Annotated in this window: 22 protein-coding genes; 16 read left to right on the top strand and 6 right to left on the bottom strand. The window is 38.2% G+C overall.

What is annotated here, in order from left to right; genetic code table 11:
* Positions 1-2: 2 nt before the first annotated feature.
* The 14 genes from G7Y57_RS02605 (at position 3) to G7Y57_RS02540 (ending at position 12,604) form a co-directional block, all read left to right on the top strand.
* Positions 3-701: a nucleotidyltransferase family protein gene (locus G7Y57_RS02605; protein ID WP_165020610.1), complete on the top strand. Its 699-nt coding sequence runs from the start codon at positions 3-5 to the stop codon at positions 699-701.
* 9 nt (positions 702-710) lie between these two features.
* A complete protein-coding gene (locus tag G7Y57_RS02600; RefSeq protein WP_165020609.1) occupies positions 711-1,535 on the top strand; it encodes a glycosyltransferase family 2 protein in 825 nt (274 codons plus the stop codon).
* Complete coding sequence (locus G7Y57_RS02595; protein ID WP_165020608.1) at positions 1,525-2,070, top strand: D-glycero-alpha-D-manno-heptose-1,7-bisphosphate 7-phosphatase; 546 nt, start codon at positions 1,525-1,527, stop codon at positions 2,068-2,070. The genes G7Y57_RS02600 and G7Y57_RS02595 overlap by 11 nt, the downstream gene beginning before the upstream one ends.
* A 10-nt stretch (positions 2,071-2,080) precedes the next feature.
* A complete protein-coding gene (locus tag G7Y57_RS02590; RefSeq protein ID WP_165020607.1) occupies positions 2,081-2,665 on the top strand; it encodes an SIS domain-containing protein in 585 nt (194 codons plus the stop codon).
* A gap of 2 nt (positions 2,666-2,667) precedes the next feature.
* Complete coding sequence (locus tag G7Y57_RS02585) at positions 2,668-3,696, top strand: dehydrogenase (RefSeq protein ID WP_165020606.1); 1,029 nt, start codon at positions 2,668-2,670, stop codon at positions 3,694-3,696.
* 5 nt (positions 3,697-3,701) lie between these two features.
* Positions 3,702-4,541 carry a glycosyltransferase family 2 protein gene (locus G7Y57_RS02580; RefSeq protein WP_165020605.1) on the top strand — a complete coding sequence of 280 codons (840 nt, stop codon included), beginning with the start codon at positions 3,702-3,704 and terminating at the stop codon, positions 4,539-4,541.
* A 3-nt stretch (positions 4,542-4,544) separates the two neighbouring features.
* Positions 4,545-5,606, top strand: coding sequence for a glycosyltransferase family 4 protein (locus G7Y57_RS02575; RefSeq protein ID WP_165020604.1), 1,062 nt, complete (start codon positions 4,545-4,547; stop codon positions 5,604-5,606).
* 207 nt (positions 5,607-5,813) lie between these two features.
* A complete protein-coding gene (locus tag G7Y57_RS02570; protein WP_165020603.1) occupies positions 5,814-6,512 on the top strand; it encodes a succinate dehydrogenase cytochrome b subunit in 699 nt (232 codons plus the stop codon).
* Between the two features lie 44 nt (positions 6,513-6,556).
* Positions 6,557-8,515 (top strand): fumarate reductase/succinate dehydrogenase flavoprotein subunit, encoded by a 1,959-nt coding sequence (locus G7Y57_RS02565; RefSeq protein ID WP_165020602.1) that lies wholly within the window; start codon positions 6,557-6,559, stop codon positions 8,513-8,515.
* A gap of 80 nt (positions 8,516-8,595) precedes the next feature.
* Entirely contained in the window at positions 8,596-8,961 is a 366-nt protein-coding gene (locus G7Y57_RS02560) for a four helix bundle protein (protein WP_165020874.1), read from the top strand.
* 75 nt (positions 8,962-9,036) lie between these two features.
* Positions 9,037-9,792, top strand: coding sequence for a succinate dehydrogenase/fumarate reductase iron-sulfur subunit (locus tag G7Y57_RS02555; protein WP_165020601.1), 756 nt, complete (start codon positions 9,037-9,039; stop codon positions 9,790-9,792).
* A gap of 91 nt (positions 9,793-9,883) precedes the next feature.
* A complete protein-coding gene (locus tag G7Y57_RS02550; protein ID WP_165020600.1) occupies positions 9,884-10,801 on the top strand; it encodes a putative 2-dehydropantoate 2-reductase in 918 nt (305 codons plus the stop codon).
* Positions 10,802-11,222: 421 nt separating this feature from the next.
* Positions 11,223-11,831: a GNAT family N-acetyltransferase gene (locus G7Y57_RS02545; RefSeq protein ID WP_165020599.1), complete on the top strand. Its 609-nt coding sequence runs from the start codon at positions 11,223-11,225 to the stop codon at positions 11,829-11,831.
* A gap of 257 nt (positions 11,832-12,088) precedes the next feature.
* The gene (locus tag G7Y57_RS02540) at positions 12,089-12,604 is read left to right on the top strand and encodes a hypothetical protein (RefSeq protein WP_165020598.1); all 516 of its coding nucleotides are present in this window, start codon (positions 12,089-12,091) and stop codon (positions 12,602-12,604) included.
* Positions 12,605-12,723: 119 nt separating this feature from the next.
* Here G7Y57_RS02540 and G7Y57_RS02535 read toward each other — a convergent pair whose 3' ends face one another.
* On the bottom strand, positions 12,724-13,359 hold the full coding sequence (locus G7Y57_RS02535; protein WP_165020597.1) for an HAD family hydrolase: 636 nt from the start codon (positions 13,357-13,359) through the stop codon (positions 12,724-12,726).
* Between the two features lie 220 nt (positions 13,360-13,579).
* Here G7Y57_RS02535 and G7Y57_RS02530 point away from each other — a divergent pair, with 220 nt between their 5' ends.
* Positions 13,580-15,037, top strand: coding sequence for an ATP-binding cassette domain-containing protein (locus G7Y57_RS02530; protein ID WP_165020596.1), 1,458 nt, complete (start codon positions 13,580-13,582; stop codon positions 15,035-15,037).
* 83 nt (positions 15,038-15,120) lie between these two features.
* Positions 15,121-15,627, top strand: a complete 507-nt coding sequence (locus G7Y57_RS02525; protein ID WP_165020595.1) for a hypothetical protein — start codon at positions 15,121-15,123, stop codon at positions 15,625-15,627.
* 55 nt (positions 15,628-15,682) lie between these two features.
* On the opposite strand, the gene G7Y57_RS02520 is transcribed toward G7Y57_RS02525, so the two are convergent.
* From G7Y57_RS02520 to gltB, 5 genes are all read right to left on the bottom strand, one after another.
* Positions 15,683-16,162 (bottom strand): methylglyoxal synthase, encoded by a 480-nt coding sequence (locus G7Y57_RS02520; RefSeq protein ID WP_165020594.1) that lies wholly within the window; start codon positions 16,160-16,162, stop codon positions 15,683-15,685.
* A 206-nt stretch (positions 16,163-16,368) separates the two neighbouring features.
* Entirely contained in the window at positions 16,369-17,133 is a 765-nt protein-coding gene (locus G7Y57_RS02515) for a C40 family peptidase (RefSeq protein WP_165020593.1), read from the bottom strand.
* Between the two features lie 105 nt (positions 17,134-17,238).
* On the bottom strand, positions 17,239-17,787 hold the full coding sequence (locus tag G7Y57_RS02510) for a C40 family peptidase (protein WP_165020592.1): 549 nt from the start codon (positions 17,785-17,787) through the stop codon (positions 17,239-17,241).
* Positions 17,788-17,883: 96 nt separating this feature from the next.
* Complete coding sequence (locus G7Y57_RS02505; RefSeq protein WP_165020591.1) at positions 17,884-19,308, bottom strand: glutamate synthase subunit beta; 1,425 nt, start codon at positions 19,306-19,308, stop codon at positions 17,884-17,886.
* A 16-nt stretch (positions 19,309-19,324) separates the two neighbouring features.
* The gene (gene gltB / locus G7Y57_RS02500; RefSeq protein ID WP_165020590.1) at positions 19,325-23,842 is read right to left on the bottom strand and encodes a glutamate synthase large subunit; all 4,518 of its coding nucleotides are present in this window, start codon (positions 23,840-23,842) and stop codon (positions 19,325-19,327) included.
* Positions 23,843-23,917: the final 75 nt, after the last annotated feature.

Raw genomic sequence — 23,917 nt, 5'->3', positions numbered from 1 at the left:
ATATGAAAGAATGTATAATATTAGCCGGAGGCCTTGGAACCAGACTGCAATCGGTTGTGAAAGATGTCCCAAAATGTATGGCAGAAGTATCTGGCAAACCATTTCTTCATTATTTACTAAGCTATCTGATAAAAGAGAATTTTGAACATATTATCCTATCATTAGGATACAAATCGGACATTGTCATCAACTGGCTTAGCACCTTAGACCTTTCTGTAAAAATATCACATGTCATAGAGAGTGAGCCTCTGGGAACGGGAGGGGCTATAAAATTAGCTTTTCAGAAAGTTCAGACTCAGCAAGCACTTGTTATAAACGGCGATACATTTTTCGATATTAATACAGATGCTTTAATAAATTTTCACGATAAAAAATCCGCTGATATATCTATTACACTAAAATCGATGACTGATTTTGACCGATATGGATCGGTTGAAACAAACTCAGAAGGGCGCATAGTAAAATTCAATGAAAAGCAATACTGCACTCAAGGATTGATTAATGGGGGAGTATATCTGATAAACAAAAACATATTTAACAATCTCGATTTTCCCAAAAAATTTTCTTTTGAAAAAGATGTGATGGAAGAAAGACTAGACTCTCTTAAAATATATGGTTGTGAACAAAACTCTTATTTTATAGATATCGGAATTCCATCAGACTTTGAAAAGGCAAATTTAGATTTCAAAAACAGAATATAATACTACTATATGCAGCAACGATGTGACATTATATCTGTAGTAACCGTTGTTTACAATGGAAAGGAGTTTATTGAAAAAACTTTACAAAGTGTACTTAGCCAAGACTATCCCTATATCGAATATATCGTGATTGACGGAGGGTCTACAGACGGCACAGTTGATATCATAAAAAAGTATCGCGATAGGATCACCTATTGGATTAGTGAGCCCGACAAAGGCATATACGATGCAATGAATAAAGCAATAGATCGCGCTACCGGAAAATGGATCAATTTCATGAATGCAGGAGATTATTTCTATTCCGATAATGCTATAAAAGATATTTTCTCTACTGATACCGATATTGATAAATATGCAATCATTTATGGTGATGCAGAATTCAGGCTAAAAAACATAGCCTATATCGTTCCCGCCGGTGACGAGTGCAATACGAATGAATACATGCCTTTTTCGCATCAGGCGGCATTTATAAAAAGCGACATAGCAAAAGCTACAAAGTTTGATACCTCTTATAGAATTGTCGCAGATACAGCCCTTTCTCTTAAACTTCTAAGAGAAGGCTATCAATTTAAGCACATCCCCGTTGTTGTCTGTTCATACGATGCTCTGGAAGGCTTGAGTGTACAAAATAGCATAAGACGCTCGAAAGAATTGGTCGATATGCAAATTAAACTGAATGGAGCCGATCCTAACTCTTCTTACTTTAAGAGGTATATACGGAATGCCTATATCAAACAGTATTTAAAAAGATTGCTGCCTGCATCGCTTTGGACAAAATTCAGAGAGTCTGACATAAAGAAGAACAATCCATATACCTATGTCAATGCAAAATAAGCAATTTAAATATGTCTTTCTAGACAGAGATGGTGTAATCAATGAAGAAAGACCGGATGATTATGTAAAAAACATCTCGGAATTTATTTTCATAGAGGGAGCTATCGAAGCCATCGCCCTATTGACAAAGATATTCGAAGATATATTTATTATAACCAATCAGCGAGGTGTGGGTCGTGGCATTATGACTACCGAAGAATTGGATAACATTCATTCTTATATGCTATCACAAATTGAAAAAGCCGGTGGACGAATATCTAAAATCTATTTCTGCTCAGATATAGATTCAACATCAATTAATAGAAAGCCCAATATAGGTATGGCCTTTCAAACAAAAAGAGATTTCCCTCAGGTCGATTTCAAGCGATCTATTATGGTAGGTAACAGCCGTTCCGATATCGAATTCGGCAACAAAGCAGGTATGTATACAGTTTTGGTCGGTGATAAATACCCTAAAAATGATAAAATATTTAAAAACATAAATGCTTATTATGAAAATCTCTCTAAGTTTGTAATATCTTTACGAAACGAGTAAAACAATAGCTATGAATATTATAAAACAACGTCTACAAGAATCTATTGATGTAAAGAAACAATTGATAGAAAATGAATCGATCCTTAAAGAGATAGAAAATGCAGCTATGCTAATCATTGATAGAATAAAAGCAGGAGGATCAGCCTATTTTGCCGGAAACGGGGGAAGTGCTGCTGATGCTCAACATCTAGCCGCCGAGCTATCAGGTAGATTTTACATTGACAGACAACCTCTTTCAGCCGACGCATTGCATTGCAACACTTCTTTTCTGACAGCTGTTGCCAATGATTATTCATACGATGTTGTATATGCTCGTTTGTTAAGTGGTATCGGACGTAGAGGCGATGTTCTTATTGGATTATCTACATCCGGAAACTCGAAAAATATAGTTAAAGCCTTCGAAAAAGCCAAACAAATGGGTATTTCCACTATTGCTTTTACTGGCGAAGGTGGTGGGCAAATGGGCAAATTAGCTGATATATGTATAAGTGTGCCTTCTAAAGACACCCCTCGCATCCAAGAATCACATATAACGATAGGCCATATTATCTGCGAAATAATCGAAAGCACATTGTTTGGAAATCCTAATAAGTAATTATGGTATATAGAAGTAAAGCTCCTTTCAGACTAGGTTTAGCTGGTGGAGGCACAGATGTTTCGCCTTACTCCGATCTCTTTGGTGGGTGCATTCTTAATGCAACTATCAGTTTATATGCGTATGCAAATATAGAGCCAAGAGAGGATAATAAAATTGTGTTTCGTATTCCACAAACAGGAGAAGAATATATATTCGATTCCGCTCTAGAATTAACTATATTAGGAGATAAAGCGGACTTGATGAAAGGGATATATAATCGCGTTGTCAAGGACTTCGTTGACGCTCCTTTATCCTTCACACTGACTTGCGCTTTAGAAGTGCCTTTTGGCTCAGGATTGGGGACTTCATCTACTCTTGCTATTGCCATATTAGGTGCTTATGCAGAATGGTTATCTTTGCCATTAGGCGAATACGATATGGCCTATTTGGCTTACCTTATAGAGCGTGTAGATTTGAAGCAAGCGGGAGGAAAACAAGATCAATATGCTGCAGCATTCGGAGGTTTCAACTTCATGGAATTTTATTCGGATGACAAGGTTATTGTCAATCCTTTAAGAATAAAGAATGAAACCATTAACGAATTGTCCAACAACCTGTTACTATACTACACCAATTCGAGCCGCAATTCGGGTGATATCATCGAAAAACAACAGAAGAACGTAACTGAGAATAAAGAAAAATCGATAGAGGCTATGCATGGTATCAAACAGCAAGCTTACGAAATAAAAGAAGCTATTCTAAAAAACAATCTCGACGAAATTGGGGATATTCTTCACCGAAGCTGGACTTTCAAAAAAGAAATGGCTGATGGCATTACAACTCCCTTATTTGAAGAATTATACGATACTGCAATAAACGCAGGTGCTTCAGGAGGCAAAATATCCGGAGCCGGTGGCGGTGGATATGTATTTTTTTACTGCCCGGGCAACACTAGATTCGAAGTAGCCAAGGCCTTAGAAAAACTGGGAGGTAAAGTACAGCCATACACTTTTACGAAAAAAGGTTTAGAGACCTGGCATACAAAATAATTCAGATGAAGATAGCTGTTCTTATACGTGTTTATGACAGAATTGAAGATCTGAAATATAATCTCCAAATCATATCCGACACATGGAAGGAAAATGAGTATTATATAATCGTTGTTAGTAATGGTAAGAACAAAGGCTATGAAATACCTTCCGAATCATTACCTCTTATAGATAAGCTCGTCATACTGGAAGAAAACGCAGGACATCGTAAAGGCAACTCTCAATTGTTAATGGAGGGCATTAAGTATATCCCCAAAGAATACGATTATACATTAATACTGGAAGCCGATACGTGGGTCTATACGGATACTATCCATACCAAATACGCCCATTTACTCTCTCAATCACAATATGCCGTTTGGGCTAGTGCCGACTGGTACGATAAGTCTTATGGGCTAGCGACAGACTTCGCCCTTATTAAATCTGATTATATAAGAAATAATCCAAAACTATTTGATTTCGAGCTATTCCCTGAATGTCATATATCTAATTTTCTGAGAGATAACAAAGGTAACTATATCTGGATTTCAGAAAATATGCCCGTACATGTACCCAGTTATATAAAATATAAATATCCCTACGTACCGAATATAAAAGAAGGACGCTTCTATGTTTTTCCTAAATCAAAAACAGCAACACATCACATTGAGTTTCTGAAAGGTGGAATGCAACAAAAGAAAGAGTACTTCAATATACTGGCCGATTGTGACTATTTCGCCGATGCTAAAGTATCGAATAAAGCATGGAAACGCTTCAAAATGAGATTCTGGATAGGGCTTACCAAGTGCTTTATCAAGAAAAGCTGGTTCAGAAAGAAAATATATATAGAAATACCCAACCAATAAAATATGTTTGTAGTAAACGGTAGATATTTAACTCAGAAAGCAACAGGGGTACATCGCTATGCCTTCGAAATATGTAATAAGCTCCACGAAATGGGTGTCGATTTTCATGTTGCTGTACCCAAAGAAATACATCCTGACTACAAATTCAGTTTTAAAACTGTGAAATGCGGTTCATTGAACACCCATCTTTGGGAACAAATATCACTGCCCCGTTATCTAAGAAGCATAGGCAGTCCTCTTTTGATAAGCTTTACAGGCTGTGGCCCATTAAACTACAACAATCAGATTATGACCATTCACGATGTATCGCACGAGCGTTATCCCGAATGGTTTTCTAAAAATTACTATCGCTTCTACCATTATATGATGCCTCGTATCGGTCGCAAAGCACATGCTGTACTTACAGTCAGTGAGTTTTCGAAAAACGAAATTGTACAAACATTAGGACTTGATCCCCAGAAAATACATGTAATACATAGCAATGTACCCTTTCATAATAAGCCATCCAAAGAGGATATATTAAATTACAAACCGGCCCCTGATAGCGAAAGATACATCCTTGCCGTTTCGTCGATGGATCCAAGAAAAAACTTTATCCGCCTTGTCAAAGCATTCAATCAGATTGAAGATAAATCGATCAAACTATATATCATAGGAATGCGCTTTAAGGCGTTCAATACACCCGATTTAGAAGAACTGGTAGGAGAAAACATCCATTTGCCCGGGTATATTGATGACGAAGCGCTTCAAACAATGTATCAAAATGCTCTTCTTTCAGTCTATCCTTCTCTATATGAAGGATTCGGATTACCTCCATTAGAATCGATGACTTTTGGCTGTCCCGCTATTAATTCAGATATACCCGCCTTGCGTGAAGTAAGTGAAGATGCCGCTTTATATGTCGACCCTTTCGATGTGAACGATATTACAAATAAAATAAACCTATTAGTTAGTGATGCGGATTTACGACAATCACTTCGAATAAAAGGATTGGAGCAAATAAAAAAATATTCGTGGAAAAAATCGGCTGAACAAGTTTACAAGTTAGCGTGTAAGTTCATGTAATTTAGTCTTGCAACTCTTATTTTTTCGGCTTATTTAAAACAAAAACAGAAAAAGCATTTTGATAAAAAGGCTTGCATTTCCCTTTGATAATCCCTTTATTTAATCTACTTTTGTAAGGTAATAGAAAAAACCGATAGCTTATGTTTATTTTCTATATCGACAACTAAAAAATTAACTATTCTAAAATAACTAAAACAAATTTAATTTATGAGTTGGTTACTTAAATCTTCTATTGGCAAGAAGCTGATAATGAGTATTTCAGGCATCGTTCTTGTCTTATTTTTGTTGTTTCACGTCTCGATGAACGTGACAGCTGTGTTTTCGGAAGATGCTTACAATGCCATTTGTGCTTTATTAGGTGCTAATTGGTATGCCGTAGCAGCAACTGCAGGTTTGGGTGCAATCGTTGCAATCCACTTTATCTACGCGATTATCTTAACGCTTCAAAACCGTAAAGCACGTGGTAACGACCGCTACGCAGTAAACTCTCGTCCTAAAAACGTAGAGTGGGCTTCTCAAAACATGCTAGCGCTGGGCATAATCGTTGTCGGGTTCATGTTACTTCACTTTAGCCAGTTCTGGTACAAAATGATGTTTGCTGAAATAATGGGACATCACGAAGTAGAACTAGGCGGAAATATGGTTTCCCCTCAAGATGGAGCTGCATTTATTAAGTACTACTTCAGTCACCTATGGGTTGTAATAGCCTATTTGGTATGGTATGTGGCACTATGGTTCCATTTGTCTCACGGATTCTGGAGCTCTGTCCAAACTATCGGATGGAATAGCAAAATTTGGATGAATCGCTGGAAAGTGATCGGACAAGTACTTGCGACTGTTATTTGTCTGGGATTTGCTTTTGTAACCATCTATTTTTACGCAAAATCACTTTGCTTATTCGCTTAAGCAGACTGTGATTATTTTTGTTAAAGATTAAAAGAAAAACAGATATGAGTACTATACTAGATCCGAAGAAAGATTCAAAAATTCCAGAAGGTCAATTGGCCGAAAAATGGACTAACTATAAAGCTCACCAAAAACTGGTGAACCCTGCCAACAAACGTCGCTTAGATGTTATTATAGTAGGAACTGGTCTTGCAGGAGCATCGGCAGCAGCATCTCTTGGAGAGATGGGCTTCAATGTATTAAACTTCTGTATCCAAGACTCACCTCGTCGTGCTCACTCTATTGCAGCACAAGGGGGGATCAATGCAGCAAAAAATTATCAAAACGATGGTGACTCTGTTTACCGTCTGTTTTACGATACAATAAAAGGTGGTGACTACCGTGCTCGTGAAGCTAACGTACATCGCCTTGCCGAAGTAGCGAACAGCATTATCGACCAATGCGTAGCTCAAGGAGTTCCTTTTGCACGCGAATACGGTGGTCTTCTAGACAACCGTTCATTTGGTGGAGCTCAGGTTTCCCGTACGTTCTATGCTAAAGGACAAACAGGACAACAATTGCTATTAGGCGCATACTCTGCCCTAAGCCGTCAGGTAAACAAAGGCACAGTAAAACTTTATACCCGTTACGAAATGGTCGATGTTGTTATGATCGACGGTCGTGCACGAGGTATACTTGCCCGCAACCTTACAACAGGTAAGATAGAGCGTTTTGCAGCTCATGCAGTAGTAATCGCTACAGGTGGATACGGAAATACATTTTTCCTTTCTACAAATGCAATGGGATCGAATGGTTCGGCATTGATACAAGCATACAAAAAAGGTGCTTACTTTGCAAACCCTTGCTTCGCTCAAATCCATCCTACTTGTATTCCTGTTCACGGAGAATTCCAATCAAAACTTACTTTGATGTCGGAATCACTTCGTAACGATGGCCGTATCTGGGTTCCCAAAAAGAAAGAAGATGCAGAAGCTATTCGCGCAGGTAAATTAAAACCAACTCAACTTAAAGAAGAAGATAGAGATTACTACTTGGAAAGACGCTATCCTGCGTTTGGTAACCTTGTACCTCGTGACGTTGCTTCACGTGCTGCTAAAGAGAGATGTGATGCCGGATTCGGTGTCGGATCGACAGGACTAGCAGTTTATCTTGATTTCTCTGCAGCAATCGAACGTTTAGGACGTGCAGCAGTAGAAGCCAGATATGGTAACCTTTTCCAAATGTATGAAAAAATTGTAGATGATAATCCATACGAAACTCCGATGATGATTTATCCTGCTATCCATTACACAATGGGTGGTATCTGGGTTGATTATGAGTTGATGACTTCTGTAAAAGGGCTATATGCTCTTGGAGAAGCTAACTTCTCTGATCATGGAGCTAACCGCCTTGGAGCATCGGCTCTTATGCAAGGTTTGGCTGACGGATATTTCGTATTGCCTTATACTATTCAAAATTATTTAGCTGATCAGATTACTGTACCTCGTTTCAGTACTGATCTTCCTGAATTCCAAGAAGCAGAAAATGCAATCAAGGAAAAAGTCGCTAAATTAATGAGCATAAAAGGAAAACGCTCAGTAGATTCTATCCACAAGCAACTTGGCCTTATCATGTGGGACAATGTTGGTATGGGACGTACAAAAGAATCTCTAGAGAAAGCTATCGTTGAACTGAAAGAAGTGAAAAAAGAATTTTGGTCTAATGTTCGCATCCCTGGTGAAGCCAGCGATTTGAATACAGAATTAGAGAAAGCGCTACGTCTTGACGACTTTATCGAAATAGGTCTGTTAATGGCTTACGACGGCTTGAACCGTAACGAGTCGTGCGGCGGACACTTCCGTGAAGAGTATCAAACACCGGAAGGTGAAGCATTGAGACAAGATGACCTGTATTCTTATGTTTCGTGCTGGAAATACACAGGCGAAGAAGCTGCTCCTGAACTTATCAAAGAGCCTCTTGATTATGAATTTGTTGTAAGACAACAACGTAACTATAAAGCGTAATTTTAGTTACGAGTTACAAGTTACGAGTTACCAATTGTGAGAGAACAATTAATAATCCGTAACTTCAAGAAAATGAAATGATGAAAACCCATAAAGACCTGATTGTTTGGCAAAAAGGAATCGAATTAGTAAAGTCGATTTATGAAATTACCGATTCTTATCCTAAATCCGAACAATTTGGTTTGGTTTCACAACTAAGAAGATGTTCTGTATCAATACCATCGAATATAGCTGAAGGATGTGGCAGAAATTCAGATAAAGAACTGATACAATTCTTATATATAGCACTAGGTTCTGCATCTGAATTAGAAACTCAAGTTATTATATCTGTAGAATTAGGTTTCTTAGAGAAAAATAAAGCAGAGTCTGTTGAAATCTTAGTGAATGAAATTATAAAAATGGTATCCTCATTAATAAAGTCTATAAAAACTCGTATAAAAGATTAATTTATTTATTAATAATAAGTTGCTGCCTTGCAGTTCTCGTAACTCGTAACCCGTAACTTGTAACTTTAAGAAACAATGGATAAAACAATAAATATAACATTAAAAGTTTGGCGTCAAAGAGGTCCTAAAGTAAAGGGAGCTTTTGAAACATATCCGCTTGATGGCATTTCTACCGAAAGCTCATTTCTTGAAATGCTCGATATATTGAATGAAGGTTTGATCAATGACGGAAAAGAACCAATTGTATTCGACCACGACTGTCGCGAAGGTATTTGCGGTATGTGTAGTCTTTACATAAATGGTCATCCTCACGGACCGGACGAAGATATCACGACTTGTCAGTTGCACATGCGTAAATTTAAAGATGGTGAAACTATTACGATTGAGCCTTGGCGTTCGGCAGGATTTCCTGTTATCCGCGACTTGATGGTTGATCGTACAGCTTTCGACCAAATTATGCAAGCAGGTGGTTACGTTAGTGTAAATACAGGTGGTATTCCTGATGCTAATGCAATTCCAATTGCGAAAGCAGATGCCGACGAAGCTATGGACTCTGCATCTTGTATCGGTTGTGGTGCATGTGTTGCTGCTTGTAAAAACGGATCGGCTATGCTATTCGTTTCTGCAAAAGTAAGCCAATTAGCATTACTTCCTCAAGGACGTGTTGAGGCTGCCCGCCGTGCGAAAGCAATGGTTGGTAAAATGGACGAACTAGGCTTTGGAAACTGTACTAACACACAGGCTTGTGAAGTAGAGTGCCCTAAGAATATTTCGATCAGCAATATCGCTCGCTTAAACCGTGAGTTCTTGAAAGCAAAATTCCAAGACTAAATAAGATAGTATTATCTTATTATATTGAAAGCGACTATCTCTATCGAGATAGTCGCTTTTACTTTTTACTTATCTTTACAATAAAAAAGCTATGTCATTAAAATATGGAGTAATAGGTTCGGGAGCAATAGGTGGATACTATGGTGGTATGCTTGCCCGATCGGGCGAAGAAGTACATTTTCTTTTCCATTCCGATTATGATTACGTAAAAAAGCATGGATTGAAAATCGATTCGGTTAATGGAAATTTTAAGCTACCATCAGTTTTAGCATACAACAAAAGCTCCGATATGCCGAAATGTGATGTAGTATTCGTTTGCCTCAAATCGACAAACAACAAGCTTTTAAAAGAACTACTACCACCACTATTACATCAAGATACCGTAGTTATATTAATACAAAATGGATTCGGCTTGGAAGCCGATTTACAGAAAGATTTTCCCAATTTAAACATCGCGGGTGGATTAGCCTTTATCTGCTCAAATAAGACTGGTGATGGACACATTACCCACCTAGACTATGGCAAGCTCAATATAGGCTCTTATTCATGCACTGACACGAATATATTGGAGAAAGTACACAGCGACTTTCGGCAGGCTGACATTGAAACGCATATCGTAGAATTGTATTCTGCACGCTGGATGAAGTTGGTTTGGAATATACCATTCAATGGAATGACTGTTGTATTGAATACCACAACCGATAAACTGATGACTAACATCAATACCGATTTACTGATTAATCAAATGATGCTGGAGGTTATTCAGGCTGCCAATCGTGCAGGCTGCTCTATATCGGAATCGTATGCAGATGAAATGATGGATATGACACGGAAAATGACACCATATTCGCCAAGTATGAAACTGGATTTTGACTCGCATCGTCAATTGGAAATAGACTACATCTATTCCCGCCCGATCGAAGAAGCAGCGAAAAATGGATATGATATGAAATATGTTTCAATGCTGGAGAAACAACTTCGATTTATTGAGGCACAGTATTTAAAATAACGTGAGGCAGAGATAAGCATCGTTTATCCTTTATAATTGATCTATCTTTAGTCCACTCTGTCATTCCGATACGCAGTGAGGAATCTGTTATTCTATAACAAGTTGCAGTCAAGATTCCTCACTGCGTATCGGAATGACAGGGTAAGTAAAAAAATTATTGCTTCTTCCCTTATTGCAAACTCACTTTAAAATAATGTGAGTTCTCTTATTATTGACAAAAAACATATACCTTTGTCGCCTATGTTTACTACAAACGATTCTATATTGGTGCTGTAAATAATGTGTAATTTCTTTACAGGTTATCCCTCCGCTTTACTCTGGAATACATCCAGAGAATAATTTCGTATATTTATTTAACTTTTTTAGATTATCAGAGACATCTACATGTCGCATAATTTGAAGATAAACAGCATCAATAATCATGAACAAAAATTATAGAATAAGACAGGAAATCACACAAAATCAATTAAAAATCGAAATCAGGGAAACCAATATAAATGATTTTGAAAGTATAATGAAAGTAGAAAGATTAGGATTTGGCTACAATAAAGAAGCAAAACTGGTCGCTGATCTATTGAGCGACGAAACAGCTGAACCCATAATTTCGCTACTTGCTTTTCATAACGGCGAAGCCATAGGACATATTTTATTTACGAAAGTAACGTTTGATAATAAAGAGAATTCACCTTTAATGCACATCTTAGCCCCATTGGCTGTTATACCAACCTATCAAAGACAAGGGATCGGAGGAATGCTAATAAAGGCGGGTATCGAAATATTACAAGAAAAAGGATCAAAATTGATTTTTGTTTTGGGACATAAAGAATATTATCCTAAATATGGTTTTACCCCTCATGCGAAAAAATTAGGATTTCCGGCTCCCTATCCTATTCCTGATGAATACGGTGAATACTGGATGGTGCAAGCGATTTCGGAAGATGGTTTAAATGTAGGTAAAGGAAAGATCAAATGTGGCAACACACTTGACAGACCGGAACACTGGAGAGACGATGAGTCTGATAAGATTTAAACGATATCTCTTATATCTGAAAGAGGCTGTCTCAAAATTTTAAATAGAACATAAATTACACTGAGATAACTATCCCTCTTAATCTCTGCAAAAAAAGAAGTAATTCTCTCATTATCCTCCCCCTTCTCAGTGAGCAGGAGGGGGCGTGGTGATTACAAATCCTTCAAATATAGGATTGAGAAAACTAAATGCTTCTAAAAAGTGTTCTTTTAAAAAGAACTATTCTATATTATTTTTAACTTATAGTAAATCAATTTATGACAAAGAAAATATTGTTCCTGCTAGTGTTTTGTATCAGTTTAGCTACTTATGCACAAAGTACATATAGCCAGACAGAAGTGGATCTGAAACTTGAACTTCAAAAAAAAGAGATGGATGAAAAGCTGACAGAGCTAAAAAACGAAAAAGATAAAGCAGATGACAAGATAATAGAACAAAATAATCGTCTTGCTGAAACACAAAGCCGTATGGCAAAAATTATAGATTTGTTTGGAATCATCATTGCGGCATTGACAATTTTGGTTACTATAGCAGGCTTTTTTATGGACAGGAATAATAAGAAGAAAAGGCAAGAGATAGAAGACGAGTTCGATAAATTAAAAGTCGAGAGTGAAAAGCAAATAGACTACATCAGACAACACGCCCAATTAGTTGCCGAAAAAGCACAGTTGATGGTAGAAAAAGCAGCACTCGAAATAGACCATATAAGAGATGAAGCTCATACTTCTTTAGCAGAAATAAATACATGGAAAAATACCAATGAAGAGCCTTGATTAGAAAATGAGAACGAAAGCTTAGAATTTGCTTCTTGGTATAGAAAAAAACGTCCTAACAAAAGGCGACTGTCTGAAATAGAGAGCCGCCTTTTGTTATTATTGATTTTATATTAAAACTATAAATAAGAAATCACTTTCGGTAGGTCAGAGAAATCGGGCATCACGTCATGCACCTTATCTTGCAATTCTTCTACCGAAAAAGATGTAGATAAACCTACAACCTTCATTCCTGCTGTTGTAGCCGCTTGTATCCCGAATAATGAATCTTCGAAGACAAGACATTCTTCGGGTAGTGATCCTAAATCTTTAGCGGCTAAAAGAAAGCACATAGGATCGGGTTTTCCTCGAGTTATGCGATTTGCCGTAACTTCCGTATCGAATACCCCGACTAGGTTTAACTTATCCAAAGCTATCTCCATTTTGAAATCGGGCGAACTGGTTACCAACCCCACTTTGTAGCCATTCTTTTTAAGATGTGCAATAAACTCAAATATTCCGGGAACCAATGGAAAATCCATTTTCAATTCGAATTCATCTGATTCTCTTACAATCTGAGCTTTCTCCTCATCAGTGAAATCAGAGAAATATTTTTCCAATACGTACGAAAAAGTGACACCTCTTGCACACGATGCAAAATCGGCTATCCCCAACTTATATTTCTCGGCTAACCAATCGGAAAAAATATCATATTGAGGTTCTGTATCAGCAATAACCCCGTCAAAATCGAAAAGAACTGTTGTAATTCGTGCCATAGTATTTTTGTTTTAAAATATAAAGATAGCCCTTTTTCTGTACCTTTGCAATACACTTTTTATTAGGTACGAAATCAAGAGATAGCATATTTTCAAGTTTATCTATATATAAAATAAATCGCTGAAAGTAACAGAAAAGGTTACATTCAATAACAGGGTGAAAGTGTTACTTTTGTTACTTTTTTGAAACAAACCTATAAGCAAAAAACTATAATATAAGATGGAGCAAAAAACAATTATTGAGATAGCGAGCGCAGTTCCCCGATTCGAACAACTGCGATTCGACAAACCAATAGACTGGAAAATAGAAGACGGACAACATTGGGCAATTATAGGGCCAAACGGAGGTGGCAAGACACTGTTGACAGATATTCTACTCAGCAAATATGCTTTAAAAAGTGGTGAAATTATCTGTAAAGATGAGAAAGGTAACAATCTTCCTGTTTCTTCTGTCGTTAAAAGTGTGGCTTTCCGGGACATATATAGTATAGTTGATACACAAAACAGTTACTACCAGCAACGTTGGAATAAAGGCGACGAACAGGTAGTTCCTGTTGTAAAAGAGCTTGTGAAAAATGCAGATCAGACATGGCTTGACACCTTGATAGGATGGTTCGAAATATCCGAACTGATGGAAAAGGAAGTAAATATGTTGTCGAGCGGAGAATTACGCAAATTCCTTATTGTACGCTCCCTCCTATCCCGACCTCGAATAATGATACTGGACAATCCTTTTATAGGCTTAGACGCAGCTTCGCGTGTTGTTTTGAACGATTTGCTAACACGTCTATCCAACTTAGAACATTTGCAAATTGTACTGGTTCTTTCTAATCCGGCAGATATTCCCGATATGATAACGAATATCTTACCAATCGGCGACAAGCATATATATCCTGCAACAAGCAAAAATGAATTCTGTAACAACAAAGAATTTATTGAAAACCTGTTTAAAACAACTAAGACAGGCGATATAGAAAAACTAAAAGACAATTATAAAAACGATTGGCTAGCTTTCGAAAATGCTGCAACACTAAAAAACATACAAATAAGATATGGCGCACGTACCATACTTAAAGATTTAGACTGGCAAGTGAAACGAGGTGAGAAATGGGCTCTGCTCGGTGTCAATGGTTCAGGAAAATCAACATTACTAAGTCTTATCTGTGGCGACAATCCACAAGCATATGCAAACGACATTACACTTTTCGACCGCAAACGTGGAACGGGAGAAAGCATCTGGGATATAAAAAAACGTATTGGTTATGTCTCACCCGAAATGCATCTCTACTACCTCAAAAATGTGAGATGTCTGGATGTAGTCAGTTCCGGTTTTTTCGATACTATCGGGTTGTACAGAAAGTGCAATGAAGAACAAGAGAAAGTTGCTTTGGAATGGATGAAGATATTCAATATCGAGCACATCAAAGATGTCTCTTTCCTTAATATATCGTCGGGCGAACAACGTCTGATACTATTAGCGCGTGTGTTTGTCAAAAATCCGGATCTGCTTATTCTGGATGAGCCCCTACATGGGTTAGATATAGTAAATAAACAACGAGTAAAAAAGATAATAGAGGATTTCTGCGATGCAGATAAATCTCTTATCTATGTAACACATTACGAAGATGAAATTCCAAATACAGTTAGTGACCGTTTAGTGCTGGAAAAAAGGCAATAAATACGCTCAATTAAATGATTGAAAAAACTATATTTATTATTCAGTTGTTAACTTCTAATAGTTACAAAAACAATAGATTAATTATGAATAAAATTCTATTCTTAGCAGTTATCTCAGCATTTATATTAAGTAGTTGTTCGTCAAAAACACCTCAACCGATAGACCAAGGAGAAAAGGCTTCTGCTGAAAATACAATAGAAACAGAACCATCGATTCAACTATATCCGGTCGACGGTTATTTCTCAACGGTGAAGCTAACTGAACCGAAAGTATATGTTTTAGATCAGGCAACATTTGAAAAGAATTTCCAACCGGCAAAAACAATGGAAAATTCTCCGACCGAAATCAATTTCGACATGGAAAAGGTTGGCGCTATTGTTCTACCGGAAACTCCATTTGAAACAACAATAACACTAGATAGTACAAGTCTATATAACAAGACATTGCATATCTACTATTCAATCACTAAAGGACAAGAAAAGAGAACTTTCACAATAATACCAACAGAGATATTCACATTCGATGCCGAAGTCGATGCAGCATCTGTATCGTTCGACAACGAAGGGAGATCCATTAAGATCGACCTATAATCTTCTGTTAGACATAGATAAAAAGAAAGCCGATTAGAAATCTAACCGGCTCTTTTTATTCCATCACTTTACGATACAAAGCATCGAATTTTTTCCTGTCGAATTTTTCATATTTAGGTTTAGTCGGTAGGTAATCCGAATCATCCCATAAAGTGCTTGTAATCATCAGATCCGCGCTATATCGATTACATGCGATAGGCACATTATGAACACGACACTGACGAAGTAGCATCATAATATCGGCTTCATGAGGTTGCGGATTCAAGTCGTCGATCAAGAAGATAGCTAAATCTACTTCGTGACGTACTACCATAGCAGCAATCTCGGCATCTCCTCCCAAAGGCCCCGAATTCATGCGAGTTATATCAGCTACAATACCTTTTTCCTTGAATGATTGAGCAACAAGACTACCTGTTGTCCCCGTACAAACAAGGTGATGTTTAGACAAGAACTCTGAGTTATAATAACACCATTCTACCATATCGGCTTTACGATGATCGTGTGCAACAAGTGCAATTGTAAGTTTTTTCTTCATATCTTTTATTCTAAGGTCTAAGACCTGTTAATATTTTCTGTAACAACTATGCGATATAGCTACAAATAAGAACTATACCTACTCAAAGATAAAACATTTTCATCTCAAATATGTTTCGTTTCGGTTAATAGTTTTACTCTTGCTATAAAAAGAAAAAGGAGATACACATATGCATCTCCTCTCTTATATTGTTTTGCGGATCTAACTCAATCCAAGCGGCCACCTTTACGCCAAGTCTTACTGTAATATCCTTCAATTAAAGAACTTACAATAACACCTTTTTTGATAGACGCATGAGCAAACAGCCCATCGCCAAGATACACACCTACGTGGTTAATATATTTTTTACCGAAAGTAGAGAAGAATACTAAATCTCCCGGCTCTAATTCATCTTTAGGAAGGGACTCTTTCACGTCTTTTGCTATTTGAGTACTTACACGCGAAATTTTCTTGTCAAAAACTGTATTGTAAATAATATTCGTAAAGCCTGAACAGTCTACACCTTTACGGCTCATACTGCCTCTGCGATAACGTGTACCTAACCAATCTGCTACCTCACGATATAAATCCAGATTCTTAGCATCTTTTATGCGTACACCCAATACTTCGGATAATTCCTTTATTTCTTGTTGTTCGATAAGTTTTGCCTGAAGAGCTACAGTACCAACAGACATTTCTTCATGAAAAGCGAGATTAGTTGGTGAAAGAGCTGAATTGGGTTGATCTACGAGAACTTTATCTATGCGGGGAAGGTATATTGAATTACCGTTTTGGGTAGTTAATTCTATATTTTGTGAGGATTGTATTAGTTCAAGGGATTTAGCTGTTAATGTTGTTGCGTCTGAAGTTGTCTTTTTCTTTTCTTTTGGTGCTTTCATAGTCTCATCTACTGCTGCGAATGATGATGCTGAACCTATGAGTAAGGCCAAAAGTAAGGAGAAGAATTTAGACGTATTGTTTGATAAGGACATGCGTAATATTTTTTTTGAATTCGTGAATATACACATTATGACCAATAAATGAAAATCTGAGTTATAATAATGTTATTTTTTTAGATAATTTAAGTTCTATAAGAATTACCTAACACGTCCGCCTTTTTTCCATGTTCGCTTATAATAATCTTCCTTAAGGCTACTCACAATCACACCGTTAGATGTAGATGCGTGAATAAAACAGTCATCTTTAAGATAAATACCAACATGACTTATTTTCTTCTTGTTTCCCGTTGTAGCAAAGAAAACCAGATCACCTGTCCGCAAGCTCCCCTTCGAAACGTGGTGCATTTTCATATCCGCGAGATCATTTGTAGAACGAGGCAGTTTTTTACCATATACTTTTTGAAAGATGATAGATGCAAAACCCGAACAATCTAACCCCTTGCGTGTTTGCCCACCATAGCGATAAGGAACACCTAGCCAAAGAGAAGATTCTGCATATAAACCCATATTTTTATCATCATCCTTATTGATGTTGCTAAGTTCAATTCCTAATTTTCTGGATAAGTCCGCCACTTCTTTAGGGTCATACAAAGCACCCGGTTGCGAAGTTCTTTGTACCCCACAAGAGCTCATCAGAATGACAAACAGAATGAGAACCGAGCAATTCGTTATTAGATATTTCGACATAGATAAAGTATTGTTTGACTGTAAAGATAGTCATTATAAGAAAAAAGACGAACCCTGATAACAAGATTCGTCTTTCAAATATACGATATGTAATGATTATCCTTTCAGGTAATCATTGATATGTTGTGCTGTTTTACGCCCCGAAGCTATACTTGTAACAACAAGCGATTGTCCGCTGACACAGTCGCCCGTAGCAAATACTTTGGCTACACTAGTAGCACGGTTAGCATCCGTTACCACATTATGGCGGATATCATCGGTTTTCAATTTCATTTCGGCCAAGAGACCTTCCTGTATAGGGTGAACAAAGCCAAGAGCAAGAAACACGAGATCTACTTTATGAATCTCGGGAATGCCAACTTCTTTCATAACGTGTTTACCTTGCTCATCTTTCTCCCATGCAACCTCAACTAATTCAACTCCGGTTAAAACACCGTTCTCGCCGATGAATCGCTTTGTATTGAGCGACCAGCGACGATCACAACCTTCGAGATGAGATGAAGATGTTTTCAACACAGCAGGAAATGGCACAGGCCAAGGGTTTTCTATATCCTCCAATTTAGCAGGCTTAGGCATAATTTCTATTTGAAGAACATTAGCCGCTCCTTGTCGATTAGCTGTACCGATACAGTCTGAACCGGTATCTCCACCACCGATAACGAGTACATTCTTACCTTTGGCATCAATTATCTGAGCAGATGGAATCTCGTCTTTAGCCACTAACTTATTTTGCACGGTAAGATATTCCATTGCATAATAGACTCCTTTTAGTTCTCGCCCTTCGACAGGAAGATTACGTGGTACTTGCGAGCCGATAGCAACACAAACAACATCATTATCCTTTAACAGGTTCTTTCCCTTAATGTCTTTGCCAACCTCAACGTTAGTAACAAATTTCACGCCTTCGGCTTCCATCAGTTTTATACGCCTATCTATAACGTTCTTATTTAATTTAAAGTCAGGTATACCAAAACGAAGTAAGCCACCAACACGAGCACTCTTTTCATATACTGTCACTTCATGACCTTTACGGTTCAATTGATTGGCAACAGCCAAGCCCGATGGCCCTGAACCGATTATCGCTACTTTCTTTCCCGTACGATGAGTAGGTATTTGCGGCTGTATAAATCCATCATTAAAGGCATGTTCTAATGCAGCAGCCTCATTCTCACGGATTGTTACAGGAGCACGATGAATCGATAGCACACACGACCTCTCACATGGCGCAGGACAAATACGTCCTGTAAATTCGGGGAAATCGTTCGTCTGCATCAACACCTCTGCTGCCAACTTCCAATTTCCTTTATAAATATAATCCTGCCATTCGGGCATTTTATTACCCAATGGGCAGCCCCAATGACAAAACGGTATACCGCAGTCCATACAACGGGATGCTTGCTCGCGTCTGTCTTCCGTATTTAGAGTTTGTTCAACTTCACTAAAATCAAGGACACGATCTTGTACCGGACGGTATCCTGCGTCTTTTCTCTTTACTGTTAAAAATGCTTTTGGATTTCCCATAATTATCGTCCTCCTCTTAATAGTCAAATTCTACCTGAGCTATTTTCTTTTTGATAGCTTCTAATTTTTCGTCTTGTAACACTTTCTTATATTCTATCGGAGTTACCTTCATAAATTTCTCTACTTCGGTATTCCAATTGTCAAGAATATATTTTGCCCGAGGACTGTTTGTATAGTGATAATGATTGTTTATCAACTGACGAAGTTCTTTACTGTCGTAGTTATCTTCGATCAATGTCAATTCCACCATTTGCATATTACAATAATAATCGAAGTCGCCATCTATGTTATAGACATAGGCAACACCTCCACTCATTCCGGCGGCGAAGTTGCGTCCTGTTTTACCAAGGACAACCGTACGACCACCTGTCATATATTCACAGCAGTGATCTCCTGCTCCTTCTACTACGGCTATCGCTCCACTATTGCGAACACAGAAGCGCTCACCTACTCGTCCGTTGATATAAATTTCGCCCGACGTAGCACCATACAATAATGTATTACCTGCGATGATATTATCTTCAGGTTTGAAGGTAGACACAGCAGGCGGAACAATAATAATTTTACCACCCGATAAACCTTTACCTACATAGTCATTCGCATCACCTTCCAACCTGAATGTTACTCCATGAGCAAGGAACGCTCCAAAACTCTGACCGGCTGCTCCTTTGAACGAACATTGGATTGTATCGACAGGAAGACCGGCATTTCCATACTTCTTAGCTATTTCGCCCGAAAGCATTGCTCCAACTGTACGGTCTGTATTTCTGATTACCTTAGTCATCTGAACAGGCATCTTTTTATCGACAGCTATACGGGAAGTCGTTATTAAACTTCTGTCAAGCACATCGTCCAGTTTATGCTCCTGATCTTTTATATGATGTATAGCGTTTTCTTTAGCTTCAACAGGAAAATACATCAGACGTGAAAAATCAAGTTTCTTCACTTTCTCATTAGCATCGCTCTTCATATATTTCAATAAATCGGCTCTGCCGACTACCTCATCTAATGATTTGAATCCTAATCGAGCCAAGTGCTCACGCACTTCTTCCGCCAAAAAGTTAAAATAGCTGATCAAGTATTCGCTTTTTCCGATAAATTTATCTCTCAATTCTTTATTTTGAGTAGCCACTCCTACGGGGCAAGTATTCAAGTGACACTTACGCATCATGATACATCCTAACACGATAAGAGCGCTCGTAGCAAAACCAAATTCTTCAGCTCCGAGCATCGCAGCAACAATTATGTCGTGTCCTGTTTTTAACTGACCATCCGTTTGCAAACGAATCTGTCCACGAAGATTATTTAAAACAAGCGTTTGTTGAACCTCAGCCAATCCTATTTCGAGAGGAAGACCTGCATGCTTAATGGAACTTGCGGGACTAGCACCTGTACCGCCTTCGCATCCGCTGATAACAATACGATCGGCTTTTGCTTTTGCTACACCGGCAGCAATAGTACCTACTCCACTTTCAGAAACAAGTTTCACACTTATCTGCGCTTTTGGATTAACACTTTTAAGATCGAATATCAATTGAGCCAAATCTTCGATAGAATAAATATCGTGATGTGGCGGTGGTGATATCAATGATATGCCGGGAATAGAATGACGTGTTTTTGCAATCACATCATCTACTTTAAATCCGGGTAATTGTCCACCCTCTCCGGGTTTTGCGCCCTGAGCTATCTTAATCTGAATTTCATCTGCATTTACTAAATATTCAGTAGTAACCCCAAAACGACCAGAAGCTACTTGCTTGATAGACGAACGTGCACTGGTTGCAAAGCGTTCAGGTAACTCTCCCCCCTCGCCCGTATTGCTTTTCCCGCCGATTGCATTCATGGCAATAGCCATTGCCTCATGTGCCTCACGACTAATAGAGCCAAAAGACATAGCACCTGTTACAAATCGTTTTGTAATGGCTGATATAGGTTCTACTGATTTTATATCTAATGGCTTCTTACTTGGTTCGAAATCTAAGAAGTCACGTAAGAATATCTTTTCCGATTTAGTATCGATAGAATGTGTATATTCTTTAAACATCTTATAACTACCCAAGCGAGTGGCCAATTGCAGTTTAGAAATTGTTTCAGGATTCCAAGCGTGTTTTTCTCCGTCACGACGCCAAGCATATATTCCCTGATTAATTAACGAAGGATCTTCAAAATCTTCTTCAAATGCTTCGAAGAAAGGATTGATAGCTTCGCGTGCAATATCTTCTAAGTCTATACCTCCAATCTTGGAGGTTGTACCTACGAAATATTTATCAATAACCTCTGTACTAATGCCTATTGCCTCAAACAACTGAGCACCTAAATAACTTTTCAGCGTAGAGATACCCATTTTAGACATTGTCTTGAGTAAGCCTTTATTGATAGACTTCACATAATTCTTCATTGCAGTATAGAAATCAAGATGAATATCACCTTTCTTTACTACATCTTCTATCACAGCTAATGCTAAGTATGGATTCACCGCATTGGCACCATAACCAAACAATAATGCAAAATGCATTACTTCGCGAGGTTCTGCCGATTCTACAACTATATCTATCTGCATACGCTTACGGCATGCTACCAAATAATGATGAACTGCCGATACTGCAAGCAATGACGGTATCGCGATATGATCTTTATCTACACCTCTATCGCTAATAACAATATAATTGCTACCGCTATCTACGGCCTCTTCTGCTTTCTTACAAAGCTCGTCGATCGCTTGTTCTAAACCTTTAGCTCCTGCTTTAGGATCGAATAACATCGGGATAACTTCGGCTTTAAATCCTTTATATCCCAGATGAACCAACAAATCCAATTCTCTATTAGATAGAAATGGATTGGATAACCCCACCATTTTTGTATGTTCGGGGATAGGATCGAGCACATTTTTATGCAGTGAACCGATATAGCCTTCTAACGACATCACCAACTCTTCACGAATAGGATCGATAGGCGGATTGGTTACCTGCGCAAACTGCTGACGGAAGTAGTTAAACAATCGCTGCGGCTTCTCCGACAACACGGCTACCGGAGTATCATTACCCATCGATGCAGTAGGTTCTTTGCCATCGTTAGCCATCGGAATAAGTATATTCTCAATATCCTCTCTATAATATCCGAATGCTTTTAGCAGTTTGGTATAATTATCTACACTGTATTTTATAGTACGTCCCGAAGATATATCATCGAGCGATATTCTGTTTTTATTCAGCCACTCACGGTATGGATATGCTTTTGCTAAGTTTTCTTTCAACTCTGCATCGTATTGGATAGCACCTGTTTCGGTATCTACCATTAGCATCTTACCGGGTTTCAAGCGCCCTTTTTCTTTTATTTCAGATGGTTCGAACGGTAACACTCCCATTTCGGAAGCAACCACCATTATATCGTTATGCGTCATCAGATAACGAGCAGGACGAAGTCCGTTTCGATCCAACAAACCTCCTGCATAACGACCATCGGTAAACAAGATTGTAGCTGGTCCGTCCCAAGGTTCCATAAACATACTATGATATTCATAAAACGCTTTTAGGTCACTTGATATCGGATTCTTATCGTTCCACGATTCAGGTATCATCATCGCCATAGCATGTGGCAATGACTTACCAGACATAACCAAGAATTCAAGCACATTATCGAAAGATGCACTATCACTCATATAGGGTTGAACAATAGGCCAAAGTTCGTTTATATTACCTAATTGTTCTGATTTAAGAACACTTTCGCGAGCTTCCATCCACAGGCGGTTACCTTTTATGGTATTAATCTCACCATTGTGAGCCACCATACGGAACGGATGAGCCAAATCCCAAGTAGGGAATGTATTGGTACTAAAACGTGAATGCACCAAAGCTATCGCACTGGTCAGATACGGATTCAAAAGATCAGGGAAATAGTGTCGCAATTGTTCTGACGACAACATCCCTTTATATATTATACGTTTAGTTGACAGACTAACAATATAAAATGCTCTTTTAGTTTCGTTCGAGAAGATTGTCGAATTAACTATCTCTCGCTCTATTTTTTTACGTAAAAGATAAAGTTTATGTTCCAGTTCATCCGGAGACATCCCTTCATCGCCAACGACAAATATCTGTTTAATCATCGGCTCATTCTCCAATGCCATCTCTCCCAGAATATCACTATTCACAGGCACGTCACGCACTGCCGAAAGTATCAGTTTTTCTTTATCGATATATTGTTTGAGTGTAATCATACATGCCTCAGCTTCTTTTTCACCTTTAGGCAAGAAGACGAGACCTGTACCATAATGACCCTTCTCTGGGACAGCTATCCCTTGAAGTAATATAAACTCGTGCGGTATCTGCAACATAATACCTGCACCATCTCCAGTTTTATTATCGGCATTCTCAGCTCCACGATGGGTCATGTTCTCCAATACACGAAGTCCATTCTCAACTATAGTGTGAGACTTAGCCCCCTTCAGATGAAGCACCATTCCTACCCCGCAAGCGTCATGCTCATAAGCAGGGTCGTATAAACCGTACTGCGCTGCTGATCTTAAATTTTGCATATTTTTAGTTGATATAAAGGATGAAAGAGAAATAGACACTCTCCTAAACTAATTCTATTGACAAATATACTGTTT

This window comes from Dysgonomonas sp. ZJ279, assembly GCF_011039205.1.
Taxonomy (GTDB): domain Bacteria; phylum Bacteroidota; class Bacteroidia; order Bacteroidales; family Dysgonomonadaceae; genus Dysgonomonas.
This window is presented reverse-complemented; position numbering and strand designations above follow the sequence as displayed.